Source organism: Plastoroseomonas hellenica (assembly GCF_018129085.1).
Taxonomy (GTDB): Bacteria; Pseudomonadota; Alphaproteobacteria; order Acetobacterales; family Acetobacteraceae; genus Plastoroseomonas; species Plastoroseomonas hellenica.
On record NZ_JAAGBB010000031.1, the window covers coordinates 1 to 14,159 of the forward strand.

Sequence of the window (14,159 nt, forward strand, 5' to 3'; positions counted from 1 at the left end):
GTCCAGACCCAGCCCGTCCAGCTGCGCCTGATCCAGACCCGACAGCGGCACATCCGACGGCGTCAGACCCCGCGGCGCAGTCCCGCAATGCGCCACGATCTCCTGCAGCGCCGCCCCGAACCCCGCCGCCAGCCGCTCCACCGTCGCCCGGTCATGCCGCCTGCGGCTGTAGCTCCACCCCAGCCGCAGCCGGCCCTCGCGCACCATCCCATCCACCGTAAGCCAGGGCCCGAGCGGTGCCATGGGGCTGCGGGATGCGCCGATATCCTCGTCCGCAAGGGCGAAGCGCCCGCCGTGGCCGAAGCTGCCGTCGAACTGGCCGAGATAGTTGAAGCGCAGCCGCGGCGCCGGCAGTGCTGCGAGCGTCGCCCGATCCTCAGCGCTGCCGAGCTCGCGCAGCACGCCATAGCCCAGGCCGCGCCGCGGCACGCTGCGCAGCTGCTCCTTCACCTGCCGGATCAGGGCGCCCGTGTCCGACGCGACCGGGAGCCGCAGCGGGAAGGTTGTGGTGAACCAGCCGACACTGCGGGAGAGGTCCACAGCCGCGAACAGATCCTCGCGGCCATGTCCCTCCAGCTCCATCAGCACCGCGTCCTGCCCGCTCCAGGCACTCACCGACCGCGCCAGCGCCGCCAGCAGCAGGTCGTTCACCTGCGTCCGGTACGCCGCCGGTGCCTCCCGCAGCAGCGCGGCGGTCAGCGCTGGATCGAGCTCCAGCACCACCTCTTCGGCATCGGCCAGACGATCGGGGCCTTCCGGGACGCGGTCGCTAGGCAACCCCTCCGCCACCCGCTGCGCCTGCCACCAGGCAAGCTCGCTGTCGCATTGCCCGGCCAGGGCACGCAGCCGCGACGACCAGGCGGCATGGCTCTCCGTCCGTGCCGGGAGGGCTGCGCCGTCGATGGTGGTCTGCAGATCTTCCAGCAGCACCCGCCACGACACGCCGTCCACGACCAGGTGATGGATCACCAGCAGCAGCCGCTGACTGCCATCGGCCAGATCGAAGCCCACCGCCCGCAGCAGCGGCCCCGCGGACAGGTCCAGGCTGCGCTGCGCCGCCTCGGCCACCGCCGTCATCGCCGCGCCGTCGGTGATCGCGCGCCGCCAGAGCAGCGCCGCTCCCTCCGGCACCGGCCCAGGCTCCGCCACCCAGCTGCCACCGTCCTGCCGGAAGCGCAGTTGCAGCGCCTCGTGATGCGCCACCAGCGCCAGCAGCGCCGCCTCCACCGCGGCCCATTCGAGCCGGGCCCGCGGCCGCAGCAGCATCGCCTGGTTCCAGTGGTGCCGATCCTCCGCGACCTCGGCGAAGAAGCGTTGCTGGATCGGCAGCAAGGGCAGCGGCCCGGCCGCGACCGGCGCCGCCGCCGCGCCGCGCACCGCGGTGGCCACCGGTGCCAGCTGCCGGATCGTCTGCTTCTCGAAGATCTGCTTCGGCGTCAGCCGGATCCCGCGTTTGCGCAGCCGCGCAATCACCTGCAGGCTCAGGATCGAATCCCCGCCCAACTCGAAGAAATTGTCGTCGCGCCCGACGCGATCCAGCCGCAGCACCTGCTGCCAGACCGCCGCCAGCGCCTCCTCCACCGGCCCCGGCGGGGCGGCGAAGGCCCGGTCCGGCCCGGTGGCGGGCGCAGGCAAGGCGCGCCGGTCCACCTTGCCGTTCGCGGTCAGCGGCAGCCGCTCCAGCACGACGAGCCGCGCCGGCACCATGTAGTCCGGCAGCGCCGCCGCCAACGCCACCTGCAGCGCCGCACCATCCACCTGGCCCGCCACATAGCCGACGAGCTGCTGGCCCGAGGCACCGTCCTGCGCCAGCACCACAGCATCTTGCACGCCCGGCTGCTGGCGGATCACCCGCGCGACCTCGCCCGGCTCCACCCGGTAGCCGCGGATCTTCACCTGCTCGTCCACCCGGCCGAGGAAGCGGATCAGCCCGTCGGCACCGCGGACCACCCGATCCCCCGTGCGGTACAGCCGCTCGCCCGGCTCCCCATAGGCGTCCGGCACGAAGCGCTCCGCCGTCAGACCGGGCTGGCCCAGATAGCCACGCGCCAGCTGCGGCCCGCCGAGGTAGAGTTCCCCCGCCACACCTGGCGGCACCGGGTTCAAGCCCGCATCCAGCACATGCGCCCGCAGATTGGCCAATGGCCGCCCCACCGGGATCACCCCCTCCGGCGCCGTCAGAACCTCGTGCGTCAGCACGCCCACCGTCGTCTCGGTCGGCCCATAGTGGTTGACGATCCGGCACTCCGGACGCCGCCGCCGCACCTCCGCCACCAACGCCGGATCGCAGGCCTCGCCGCCCAGGATCAGCAGCCCGCGCGGCAGCACATCCGCGCCTTCATGCGCCTGCAGCAGCCCGCGCAGATGGCTCGGCACGATCTTCAGCACATCCACCGCGCCCTCGCGCATCCGCCGTGCGAAGGCCTCCGCATCGCCGGTGGTGGCGGCATCGAGCAGATGCAGCGTCGCACCCGAGGCCAGGGCGCCGAACAGCACCGTATGGCCGAGATCCGCCGCCGGGGTGGAGACCATCGCCATCGCCCCCGCCGACGGCTGCAGGCGGTCCAGCATCGCCTGCACGTAGTTGGCCAGCGCGCCATGCGAGACCGCGACACCCTTCGGCTGGCCGGTCGAACCCGAGGTGTAGATCACATAGGCCGTCTGCCCCGGATGCGGGTCGACCGCCGGCGGCGCCTCCGGCTGCCCGGCCAGCAGCGCGGGATCCGCGAGCGCCGTCGCGGGGATGCCCGCCGCCTGCAACGCAGCCAGCCCGGCGCCATCGGCCAGCACCTGCGCAAGCCCGGCAGCCGCCGCGACCTGCGCCAGCCGCGCCGCCGGCCAGGACGCATCCAGCGGCACATAGGCCGCGCCCGCCTTCAGCACACCGAGCAGCGCCGTCACGAAGCCGGCGTTGCGATCGGCGCAAATGCCGATGCGCGCCTCGGCAGCGATGCCACGCGCCGCCAGCCAGCCCGCGATCGCGTCGGAACGCGCCCAGAGCGCGCCATGGCTCAGCCGCACCTGCCCGTCATCCACCGCCGGCAGCGGCGCGCGGCCGGCCGCAGCCGCCGCCAGCAGCGGCAGCAGCGTCGCCTGCGGGAAGGCCTGCGCCTCCACCGGTACTGGCGCCGTGTCCGGCCAGGGCAGCGCCTGCAGCGGCAGATCGGCCTCCGCCGCCACCGCGTGCAGAAGGGCGGCGAGATCCGCCGCCATGCGCCCGACCGTCCTGGGGCCGAGGATGTCCACCGCGTACTGGAAGGCCAGGTCGAGGCCGGCCTCATCCTGCGTGACATCCAGCGCGAGATCGAAATGCGCGCCGCCCTGGCCGGGCTGCTGCATCTCCGCGCGCAGCCCGGCCGCCAGATCGATCGCGGCGGGTGCCGCCATGTAGTTGAACTTCGCCTGGAACAGCGGGTTATGCGCCAGGCTGCGAGGCACCTGCAGGGCATCGACCAGCGCGTCGAAAGGCAGGTCCTGATGTGCCAGGGCATCGAGCATCAGCCGGCGGCTGCGGGCGAGCAGACCGGTGAAGCGCGCGGCACCATCCAGCCGGCCCGGGAAGACAAGCGTGTTGACGAAGCAGCCGATCAGTCGCGCGGCCGCGGCGTGCTGGCGATTCGCCACGGGGATGCCGATCCGCACCTCCGCCTGCCCGGAATAGCGATGCAGGAGCAGCTGATAGGCGCTGAGCAGCAGCATCGGCAGCGTCGCCTGGTGCTGCGCCGCCACCCGGCCCAGCGCAGCGGTCAGCACCGGGTCAAGCCTGTGGCGCAGCACCGCGCTACGATGGCTCTGTGTCGCGGGGCGCGCCCGGTCCAGCGGCAGCGTCAGCACCGGATGCTCATCGCCCAGCGTCGCGCGCCAATAGGCGAGCTGGCGGTCCTGTTCGCCCGCGCGCAGCCAGTCGCGCTGCCAGGCCGCGTGGTCGCCGAACTGGATCGGCAGCGGCGGGTTCTCCGCCTCCGGCGCGCGATAGAACGCCGCCAGATCGTCCAGCAGCACCTCCATCGACAGGCCGTCGACCACGATGTGATGCGCGGCCAGCAGCAGCGCATGGTCGTCCGCGGCGAAGCGCAGCAGCTCCGCCCGCAGCAGCGGCCCGGCGGACAGATCGAACGGCACCGCCAGCTCCGCCTCGATCTGCGCGGCGAGCGCCGGGGCGCGATCCTCCACCGCGAATGGCAGCTCCCGTCGCCGCAAGATCAGCGCGGCATCGTCCCGCACCTGCTGCCGCGGGCGATCCTCGCCGGCGTGGAAGGTGGTGCGCAGCACCGCATGCCGTTGCATGACCTGCACCAGCGCGCCCTGCAGGCGGGCTGGGTCGAGATCGCCCGTGAGGCGGATGGCGGCGGCGACGTTGTAGGCGGTGCCCGCCGGCTCCATCTGCCAGAGGAACCAGAGCCGCTCCTGCGCATGCGAGAGCGGCAGCGCCGTGCCCGGCGGAACCGCTGCCGGCGCGCTGGCAGGCGGGCCGGCGGCGGCCAGCAGTGATGCCAGCTTCGCGGCGAAATCGCCGAGTCGCGGCAGCTCGAAGAGCAGCCGCGCATCGATCGCGATGCCGAACCGGTCCTGGATGGCCGCCGCCACCTCGGCCACGCCGATCGAGCTGCCGCCGAGCATGAAGAAATCATCCTCGGGCGCCACCTGGTCACGCTCCAACGCCTGGCACCACATCGCCGCCACGACATCCAGCACCGCGGTCCCCGGCATGGTGGCAGGCGGCTCGCGCAACTTCCCGCTCTCCAGCACCGCGAAGGCGTCGAGCGTGCCATCCGCCAGGCCGGCGGCGCAGGCAGAGCGCTGCAGCTTGCCGCTGGTGGTCATCGGCATGGCGTGCGGCGGCAGCAACGCCACCAAGGCGGGGAATTCGTCGCAATGCCGCAGAACGATGCGGCCGATCGCCTCGGCCAGCGCTGCCGGGCCGGTCTTGCGTCGTGCCAGCGGGCCGATTTCAACGGCAACGCCGATGGCCTCGCGCCCCTGGGCTTCCACGGGGAAGACGGCGATGCGGCCGCGCCGCGCCGGTTCGAACGCCTCCTCGATCACCTGCTCGACATCCTGTGGGTAGATGTTCTGCCCGCGGATGATCAGGATGTCCTTCCGGCGGCCGGTGACATGCAATGCGCCGTCGCTCAGGAAACCCAAATCGCCAGTGCGCAGCCAGCGCCGGCCCGCTTCCTCGAAGAAGGCGGCCTGGCTCGCGGCTTCGTTGTGCCAATAGCCCTGTGCCAGGCTTGGGCCGGCAACCTGGATGTCGCCGATGACGCCATCGGCAACCGGCACGTCGTCGATGACGATCCGGAGCGCATGGTCTGTCCGGACTTCGCCGCATCCCACCGAGCGCAGGCCGTCTTCCGTCGGCAATGCCTCTCCCCGCCCGAGAGCGGCGGGATCGAGACTGATGATGCGCGCCCCGGTCATCGCCCTGCCGCCGGTGACGAAGAGCGTCGCCTCGGCCAGGCCGTAGCAGGGGTTCAATGCGCGAGCATCGAATCCCGTCGGCGCGAAGCGCTGCGCGAACCGGTCCAGCGTCGCGGCACGCACCGGTTCGGAGCCCGAGAAGGCCACGCGCCAGCGGTGCAGATCGAGATTGCCGAGCGCTGCGTCCGGAACCCGCTCGGCGGCCAGGCGGAATGCGAAATCCGGGCCACCGCTGATAGTGGCACCCGCATGGCTGATCGCCTCCAGCCAACGGCGCGGCCGCTCCAGGAATCGCTGGGGCGACATCAGGGTCACGGAGAAGCCGACATAGAGCGGCAGCAGCAGGCCGCCGATCAGTCCCATGTCATGATAGAAGGGCAGCCAGCTAACGCTGACATCCTCCGGCGTCGCGCCAAAGGCCGCCGCCATCGCAGCCTCGTTGGCCAGCAGATTGGCATGCGTGACGCAGACACCTTTGGGCCGGGCCGTCGAGCCGGAGGTGTATTGCAGGAAGGCGATCGCCGCCGGATCAGCCATGACGGGACGCCAGCCGGAAGGCGCGACGGGAGCCACATCCTCCACCGCCAGCAGCGGTGCATCCCCGGCGGCGCCCCAGGCTTCGATCGCCGGGAAAAGCAGACGCGTCGTGAGGATCACCGCCGGTCGCGCATCCAGCATCATGCCACGCAGCCGCTGGTCCTGGCTGACCCGGCTGCTGCCCGGCGGGTAGGCCGGTACGGCGATCACGCCGGCGTAAAGGCAGGCGTAGAAGGCCACAGCATAGTCGATGCCGCTCGGGAGCAGCAGCATGGCGCGACCGCCTCGCGGCACCAGCCCATGCAGTCGGGCCGCCAGAGCGCGGCTGCGTGCATCCAGCGCCGCATAGGCGATGTCGACCGGCGCCGCATCGCCATCGAGGAAGCGGATCGCCAGGGATGTCGGCCGCATGGCCGCGTGGCCGGCAAGCCGACCTGCCAGAGAATGATCAGACATGGAGCCGATGACCTGTGCCTGCGGCAAGCCGCGCTGCGGTTCAGTGCTGGCCGTGCGCTTCCGCCATGGCCACGATGACCTTGCGCGGCCCCTTGAACGGGGCGCGCGCATGCGCCGTCAGCATGTTGTCGAGCATCATCACGTCGCCCGCCTGCCACGGAAAGCTGATCAGATGCGCGTCCAGCACGGCGCGCACTTCGGACAGCACGCCATCGCCGATCGGCGTGCCGTCGCCATAGAGAACATTGCGCGGCAGATCTTCCTCATCGACGATCTCCAGCAGCGCCTCGCGCGTTTCCGGTTCGAGGTTCGAGACATGGAAGAGATGCGCCTGGTTGAACCAGACCATGTCCTGCGTCGCCGGATGACGAGCGACGCCCTGGCAGATCTGCCGTGTCCGCAGCTCGCCATCCTCCTTCCATTCGCATGCAATGGCGTGGCGGCGGCAATAGGCCTCGACCTCGGCATGGTCCTCGGTGCCAAAGACCTGTTGCCAGGGTAGGTCGAGCCCATTGCCGAAATTGCGCACATACATCAGGCCGCGCTCGGCGAAGCGCTCGCGGATGGCGGGGGGCATCTGGCGGTAGATGGCGCGGCTGTCGGCGATCGGGGTCTCGCCTCCCTCCGGCGCCGGCTGCATGCAGTAGAACCAGATCTTCATCGGCCAGTCGCGGGTGTAGGCCTGCTCGTTGTGCAGCGGGATGTGCTGGTGCGGTGGGTACTCCGTGGAGGTGTAGACGCCCTGCGTCACCTTGCTGCGCGGCGTCGAGCCGAATTCATAGGTCAGCAGCGGATGGCCGAAGCCGGCCGCAAAGCCCCGGAAGCCATCAGCGCCGTCGAGCGCCAGGCCGCGGAATATCAACCCGCCATAGCGGGACAGGTCGCGGTCGGCGATCTCGCGCGCCAGCGGCAGCGCCTGCTCCGTTGGCAGGCCAGGCGGCACCTCGACCAGCATCGGCAGCGGTTGCGCCTCGGCCAGGGGACGCAGGACAAAGGCATCCGGCTTCACCGTGTGCATCGCGAAGTCCCTCGCATTCGGCGGCCGCGTCGCGGCCGGACAGTGATGTCAGGAGGCCGTCCCGCCGATCAGGTCGGGACCAGCCCGGCCAGGGCGGGCGCGTGCTGCATCTCCCGCTCCAGGCTGGATTGGATGGCCTGCAGCACCGAGGCGCGCTGGTCGTGGATGAAGAAATGGCCGCCTTCGAAAATGTCGATCGTGCAGCTCGTCCCCTCACGCCCCCACGCCTCGAGCGCAACACGGCTGGCCCTGTCCTGCCGACCACCCAGCACGTGCAGGCGGCAGGGCAGCGGCGGGCGCGGTCGATAGGCGTAGTGGCCGCACATGAGGAAATCCGCCCGCAACACTGGCAAGGTCAGCCGCATGAGATCGGCATCGGCCAGCACTTCTTCAGGCGTACCCTGCAAGTCGCGCAACTCGGCCTTCAGAGCCTCGTCGCTGCGTGGCTGGCGTGAAGCGGTATCGTCGCGCACGGCCGGCGCTTCCGTACCCGAGGCGAAAAGCAGCAGTGGTGCGGGCACACCCCGCTCCATCAGCGCATGCGCCAGCTCGAAGGCGAGCAGCGCGCCGAGGCTGTGGCCGAACAGCGCATACGGCGCGCTCAGCGTCGGCGCGATCTCCGCCGCCAGGAAGGCGGCAAGCCCGTGCGGATCGGTCCAGAGCGGCTCGTCGGAGCGCTCACCCCGGCCCGGCAATTCGATCGGCTTGACCGTCACCCAATCCGGCAGGCTGCGCCGCCAGCGCGCGTAGACCGTCGCGCTGGCGCCCGAATAGGGAAGGCACAGAAGCGGGAGGCGCGTCGGCGCCATGACCCTAAGCCTCGGTCGACGATCGGGAGGCCTGCTGGTCCATATGCAGACGCAAGCTCAACGGACGCATATCGGTCCAACGCTGATCGATATGCGCCAGACACTCCTGCTTGGTGCCGGCGACACCCACCGCGGTCCACCCCGCAGGGATCTCCTTGAAGCCCGGCCAGATCGAGAACTGCTCCTCGTGATTCACCACGACCTGGAAGGTCACGTCATCGCTGTCGAAAACTGACATGGCTGTCCCTTACTGCGCACCCGCGACGGCCCGCACGGGCCCTTCGATCGGTCGAGCGTCGATCGGCAGTCACATGATAATGACTCGCACTTGCATGTCTAAGCACGGCGTCGTGATGGGCACAATCTTCGATTAGGGAATCACACGGAAGCGAGAGCTTCGCGGCCACCGTGCCAAATCCAAGGGACTGCAGGCACAGCATCGGGGCACCTGTCGCGATCGCTCTGGTGCTCTTTTCCATAGGCGGTCGCATGCACCATTGCAGAACGATGGCAGCGCGAGGGCTGTGTTCTGTTCTGAACACGGATACGGGAGCACTCCGTCCTCGACTTGACAATGCGAGTCATTCGCAGAAATGTCTGGCCGCCCTCTCGTTGTCTGTCGATGGCGTCACCCCAAGGCCCGGGAATGAAGGTCGCAATGACTGCAGAAGCGCACGTCCGTCCCCAGGACCAAGGCAACCGCTTCCTCGCAGGGCCAGGCCTTTCGCTGACCGTTGCTGTCGACGCGGGCTACCTGCAGGTGCAGCGGCGCGATGCCCCGCCTGCGGCATTCCGGCTGGACACGACGATCGGCCGCCTGTCGCCGCTCGCCTTGCCGGATGGGTTGGATGACGCCGCCATCATGACGATGGCGGCGATCGAGGCGGTGCTTGCTCGGCAACCGGCGATGCAGCGGCTGCTGCTTGATGTCGCGACGCCTCCACAGCTGCTCCAGCGGCTCGGTGAGGACGGCGTCGTGACCTTCCAGGATGATTTCCCGCTGATCCTGCCGGAGATGTTCATGCAGCAGCCCGGCCCATGGATCGGTCGGACACGGTCACCCTTCGCGCAGCGCTACGTCATGACCGGCGACAGGCGTCATCCGCAGCGCCCGCCGAAGCCATCCGGCGTGGTCTATGCGCGCTTCATTCCCTGGCTGGCCCAGACGATCCGCTTCCACGCCGCGACGCTCGAGGATCATCTGCCGCTGCTGCACCGATGGATGAATGACCCGCGCGTCGATGCCTTCTGGAATGAAGCCGGGTCGCTGGAGCATCACCGGCAATACCTGTCGACGCTGATCGCCGACCCTCACATGCTGCCGCTCGTCGGCAGCTTCGACGATGCGCCCTTCGGCTATTTCGAACTGTACTGGGCGAAAGAGAACCGCCTGGCCCCCTTCTACGACGCGGCCGACTACGATCGCGGGTGGCATGTCGTGGTGGGCGAGGATGCTTTCCGCGGGCGCGATTTCATCAGCGCCTGGCTGCCATCCTTGATGCACTACATGTTTCTCGACGACTGCCGGACCCAACGGATCGTCGGCGAGCCGGCGGCGGCCCATCATCAGCAGCTCCGCAACCTCGAACGATCGGGCTTCGCCCGGATCAAGAATTTCTCCTTCCCGCACAAGCGCGCCACACTCGTGATGCTGCTGCGGGAGCGCTTCTTCGAGGATCGACTCTGGCTGCCGGCAGAGAGCCCGCAGGCCGCTTCGAGCGGCCTCTCAGCCCGCGCCGACGCGGTGCTCTGACCCCAGGAGAATTCCATGCCCGGCGGCTCTGCCCACCGGCCGGTCTTCGATGTCATCGGAATCGGCTTCGGTCCGTCCAACCTCGCGCTGGCGATCGCGCTCGATGCCATCGCACAGCGCGGGATGCCTGCGCCCAAAGCCCATTTCATCGAGAAGCAGGAGAGCTTCTGCTGGCATCGCGGCATGCTGCTGCCGGACAGCGACATGCAGGTGTCCTTCCTCAAGGACCTCGTCACCCTGCGCGACCCGACCAGCCGCTTCACCTTCACCAACTATCTGCATCAGAAGGGTCGACTGGAAGCCTTCATCAACCAGCGCAGTTTCTTTCCAAGCCGGATCGAGTTCAACGACTATCTCGGCTGGGCAGCCACGCAGTTCGACGCGTCCTGCTTCTACGGCGAGGAAGTCGTCGCCATCGACCTGGATCGCGGCGACGGATCGCCCGCCCTGCTCCGCATCGCGTCGCAGGACGCCGCGGGGCGCATGATCACGCGGCACGCCCGCGACGCGGTCATCGCATTGGGTGGCTCGCCGTCCATTCCGCCGGTCTTCGCCTCTTTGCGGAAGGACCCACGCATCACCCACTCGTCGCGCTACCTGGACAACATCGCACCGTTCGAAGCGCGGCGATCGGCCGAACTGCGCCTGGCGGTGATCGGTGGCGGGCAGAGCGCGGCGGAGATCACCCTCGACCTGCATGGGCGCTTCCCGGAGGCCAGAATCGACCTGCTCTTCCGTGGGCAGGCCTTGAAACCCGCGGATGACACGCCGTTCGTCAACGAGATCTTCAATCCCGACTTCACCGACTTCGTCTTTGCCCAGGCGGCGGAACGTCGCCGCGACATCCTGCAGGAGTTCCGCAGCACCAACTACGCTGTGGTCGATACGGCGCTGATCGAGCGGCTCTACGCCATCTTGTATCAGCAGACGGTCACCGGTCGTCGCCATCTCGCCTTGTGCCCCCGGCGCGAAGTCTGTGCCGCGGCACCCAGCCCGCAGGGCATCGTGCTCGATATCCGCAATCTGACGACAGGAGGGTCGGAATCGACACGCTACGACGCCGTCATCCTGGCAACAGGCTATGAGCGCAATATCCGGCACACCATGCTCGCAGGTCTAGAGGACCAGGTGAAGGAGTTCGCCGTTCTCCGTGACTACCGTCTGCGCATGCAGCCGGACTTCCACCCACGCATCTTCGTGCAGGGTGCGTCTGAAAGCTCGCACGGGTTGAGCGACACCTTGCTGTCCGTTCTGGCCACCCGCGCGTGGGAGATCGCGACAGCTTTGGCCCGGCTTGCCCCCCCTCCTCCCGACATGCCCTCGCTGCCTTCGCTCTGCACGTCCCTTGCGACATATGACATCCGCCACCGGGGTGTTTGAGCAGCCTTCAGCGAGACACGGATCGCAGCCGACGGGGAGATTGCAAGCCCTGCAGGCGGTCCCGCCGCCATGCCGCGGCCGGCATACGACGTTCCGGCAGGACCGCCTCCGACTGCCGTCGAAGACAGATGACCGCGTCCGCTAGATGAGGATGCCGAAAAATGCTGCCGAGGCAGGTGGTGAATCCGCCACCCTGGAGACCGTCGCGACCGGGGCAGAGCGGACCTGATGACGCCAGGAGCAGCAACGCCGATCACGACACTCCGAGGCATTCCGGCTGGCATGTGAGCCCGCGGTTTGGTCTCCATGCTGAATTCCGGTCGCAGTGAAGGAGCCGAACGACCGAAGGAGCTACGCCGTGTGCGCTTGATGCTTGGCACCGCGTGCTGGATCGCGAGGAGCCCGACTGCGTCGGTTGGTGTCGGGGTGGTCCACGCGGGCGGGAAATCGGCGCCGGGCTGCTGGCGCTTCGCGGCATTGCCACGGGTGACGGTTATTCTGGCGGCTTGCCGGGGCGCAAATGCAAAAAAACGCTGTCGCTCTGGGGCGACGCCTTCGTGTGTATGGGAGCGGGGGACCGGATTTGATCTCAAATTGCGGTCGCAGCTTGAGGTGGTTTCGGGATTTGCAGCTATCTCAAATCGCTCGTTCGAGCTGCGGCGCGAACTGCCTTGCCAAGGTCGGGATCGAGAGTTCGAATTCCTGTCTCAGAACATTCTCTCTTCTCGAAGGCCGCGCGAGAGCGCCGGTGTCGCCGTTATTCGCGCGCGAACTTTGATGGTTTGCCCGCGAAACGAAAGAGCGTTTGGCTCTCGCCGCGCCTCTCTGTCTCCGAAGCTTGAGGGTTAGGCGATTTCACCCTCAAGGTTTAAGCAATCGATTGGTGGCATTGTAGGCGCGACGATACCGCCGATATTCAGCACGGCGATCGCTCCAGCGATTGGGCCGCTGGTAACCGCCGCGGCTTCACCCTCGAGCGTCATCGCGCCTGGTCTGTCAACAACCACAGTAAACAAAGGCTTTCTCTTGGCGAAAATGCCCCCTCTCCCGCCCGCAGGCCGCGCACCCGTCGGCGGCAAAAATGCCAGCGGCAAGACCAACCCGAAGGACGCGCGGTCCACCAGCGGCGCCGGCAATGGCAAACAGGCCGGCGTCTCCAAGATGACGCAGAGCACGCGAAGCCGGTGAGCGATTCAGAGCGGCTTCCCCCTGGCCAGGCCCCCCTCGACAAGGACCATGTTTTCGCCCGGTTCGAACGTGGCCCAGAGCTGCCGGACCGACGCGAGCAGCTGACCGTGCGGGGCCGGGCCGGCGCCACGGGCACCAGAACGGTCCAGGTGGTGCATGTCCGATCGGGCCGGTCCGCAGCCTCGCTCAGCGAGCCACGATTCGACAGACAGGTTCGCGCGGCATCGTGGGAGCATGGCTTCGCAACCAAGCCCGTCGTGCCGACAGCGGTTCTGGCCGAGGCAGCACCCTCGAAGCCGATATGCCACATGATGCCGGCGCCGGCCCGGATCCTAGCGCCACCAGAAGTCGTCGAGCCGCTCGCCGCGGCGCCTCTGTTCGCGGCTCCCGCCAAGCGTCAGGCTCGCGGCGCGTCCAGGCGCGTCGCCGATCCCTTCGACACAGCGGACGATCGTGCGAACTGCATCCGGTGCGGGTATGCGGTTGCGCCAGCGCGGGAGAAGCGCGGGTTGCTGACGTGTGCGAGGTGCGGATAGAGCTTCGCACAGGACTCAAACAATCGCTGTGCCCATCAGCGGCCGGCCGCCCTTGCCGCCCGCTCGATGCGCCCAGGCCTTGGCATCGGTGCTGGTTGGGCGGGGCAATCCGCCGATCACCGCTGATGACGTGATGGAGCTCGCCGGTGTCCAGCGCGGGACCACCAAGCCGCTGCACCGCCGCGAGCCCGCTGTGCCGGCCAAGATGATCTCGGACAACCAGCCCGAGGCACGGAGCCTACGAGCGCGCCCAGGACTGGATACACCTCATCGGCCGGGTGGTCTGGCTGGCGAGGGAAGATTTAGCGCGCCCGCTGCACTTTGACTGGCGCCCAGCCTGGCAGAACCTCAGGCTTAGCGTTGTCCAGTAGGATCAGCGCCACCTGTCCGCCATTCGGCACCCGCAGGACCCGGAAGCGATGGCCCGTCGGGAGGTTATGCCCCTTGGCGGGGCTCCATCGCTTGCGTGCACCGGCATCCATGACCTCAACGGAGTCACCAGACAGAGCGGGAATGTCGCACCGGCCAAGCAACCGATAGCCGGACCGAAGGCGCCTCAACACGTCCACGATCACAACGCTCCTCCAACCCGTGATTGTTTTCGGGCGCCCTCCTGGCACATCCACGGGTGTAAGCGTGCTCGTCGCGCCCGTTGATTGCAGTACAATAACAAGTGAGCTGACCAGGTTTCCCCAGCCGACCCTTTCCCACCCATGGGACGTGATCAGGCCCGAAGGCGCTCCAGGCATAATGTGTGCCGGTGTCGCATGGTGAGGCGGCTGCCCTTCAGGCGCGGTAATCCCGATCCAGCGCCCGTTTCACGGCAAATGCGTCCACGTAGTTCGCAAAGCTGATTGCCAGCGGGACACGCTCGCCAGAAGCCGGATCGACCTCGAGGATCTGGTACGCAGCCGCAGGGGATGGCTTGTCGACCACGGTTATGACCAGGCGCTTAGCACCGTGGTCCGAACGCCAGTCATCCGCCAAAGAGCCTTCCGAGTCTCGTAAAGCCATCTGAATCTCCCGCGGAGCACGCCGCGTAAAAATATCAGACGTGGCCC

At 68.4% G+C, this 14,159-nt stretch carries 7 protein-coding genes; 2 read left to right on the forward strand and 5 right to left on the reverse strand.

Going from position 1 to position 14,159, the window contains the following annotated elements; genetic code table 11:
- From GXW71_RS22570 to GXW71_RS22585, 4 genes are all read right to left on the reverse strand, one after another.
- Nucleotides 1-6,369 (reverse strand): non-ribosomal peptide synthetase (locus tag GXW71_RS22570; RefSeq protein ID WP_211854947.1); only part of this gene is annotated, 6,369 nt, incomplete at its 3' end.
- Nucleotides 6,370-6,454: 85 nt separating this feature from the next.
- Complete coding sequence (locus GXW71_RS22575) at nucleotides 6,455-7,432, reverse strand: TauD/TfdA family dioxygenase (RefSeq protein WP_211854948.1); 978 nt, start codon at nucleotides 7,430-7,432, stop codon at nucleotides 6,455-6,457.
- A 68-nt stretch (nucleotides 7,433-7,500) separates the two neighbouring features.
- Nucleotides 7,501-8,241 (reverse strand): thioesterase II family protein, encoded by a 741-nt coding sequence (locus GXW71_RS22580; protein ID WP_211854949.1) that lies wholly within the window; start codon nucleotides 8,239-8,241, stop codon nucleotides 7,501-7,503.
- 4 nt (nucleotides 8,242-8,245) lie between these two features.
- Complete coding sequence (locus GXW71_RS22585) at nucleotides 8,246-8,479, reverse strand: MbtH family protein (RefSeq protein WP_211854950.1); 234 nt, start codon at nucleotides 8,477-8,479, stop codon at nucleotides 8,246-8,248.
- A gap of 420 nt (nucleotides 8,480-8,899) precedes the next feature.
- On the opposite strand from GXW71_RS22585, the gene GXW71_RS22590 reads away from it, so the two are divergent.
- Nucleotides 8,900-9,994, forward strand: coding sequence for a GNAT family N-acetyltransferase (locus tag GXW71_RS22590; protein WP_246526792.1), 1,095 nt, complete (start codon nucleotides 8,900-8,902; stop codon nucleotides 9,992-9,994).
- Nucleotides 9,995-10,009: 15 nt separating this feature from the next.
- Nucleotides 10,010-11,374, forward strand: a complete 1,365-nt coding sequence (locus GXW71_RS22595) for a lysine N(6)-hydroxylase/L-ornithine N(5)-oxygenase family protein (protein WP_211854951.1) — start codon at nucleotides 10,010-10,012, stop codon at nucleotides 11,372-11,374.
- Between the two features lie 2,510 nt (nucleotides 11,375-13,884).
- Here GXW71_RS22595 and GXW71_RS22600 read toward each other — a convergent pair.
- Nucleotides 13,885-14,112 carry a hypothetical protein gene (locus tag GXW71_RS22600; protein ID WP_211854952.1) on the reverse strand — a complete coding sequence of 76 codons (228 nt, stop codon included), beginning with the start codon at nucleotides 14,110-14,112 and terminating at the stop codon, nucleotides 13,885-13,887.
- Nucleotides 14,113-14,159: the final 47 nt, after the last annotated feature.

Bases quoted from the DNA above. Each gene is read 5' to 3' on its own strand.
- GXW71_RS22575 (WP_211854948.1), bottom strand. From the start codon at position 7,432: ATGCACACGGTGAAGCCGGATGCCTTTGTCCTGCGTCCCCTGGCCGAG.
- GXW71_RS22580 (WP_211854949.1), bottom strand. From the start codon at position 8,241: ATGGCGCCGACGCGCCTCCCGCTTCTGTGCCTTCCCTATTCGGGCGCC.
- GXW71_RS22585 (WP_211854950.1), bottom strand. From the start codon at position 8,479: ATGTCAGTTTTCGACAGCGATGACGTGACCTTCCAGGTCGTGGTGAAT.
- GXW71_RS22590 (WP_246526792.1), top strand. From the start codon at position 8,900: ATGACTGCAGAAGCGCACGTCCGTCCCCAGGACCAAGGCAACCGCTTC.
- GXW71_RS22595 (WP_211854951.1), top strand. From the start codon at position 10,010: ATGCCCGGCGGCTCTGCCCACCGGCCGGTCTTCGATGTCATCGGAATC.
- GXW71_RS22600 (WP_211854952.1), bottom strand. From the start codon at position 14,112: ATGGCTTTACGAGACTCGGAAGGCTCTTTGGCGGATGACTGGCGTTCG.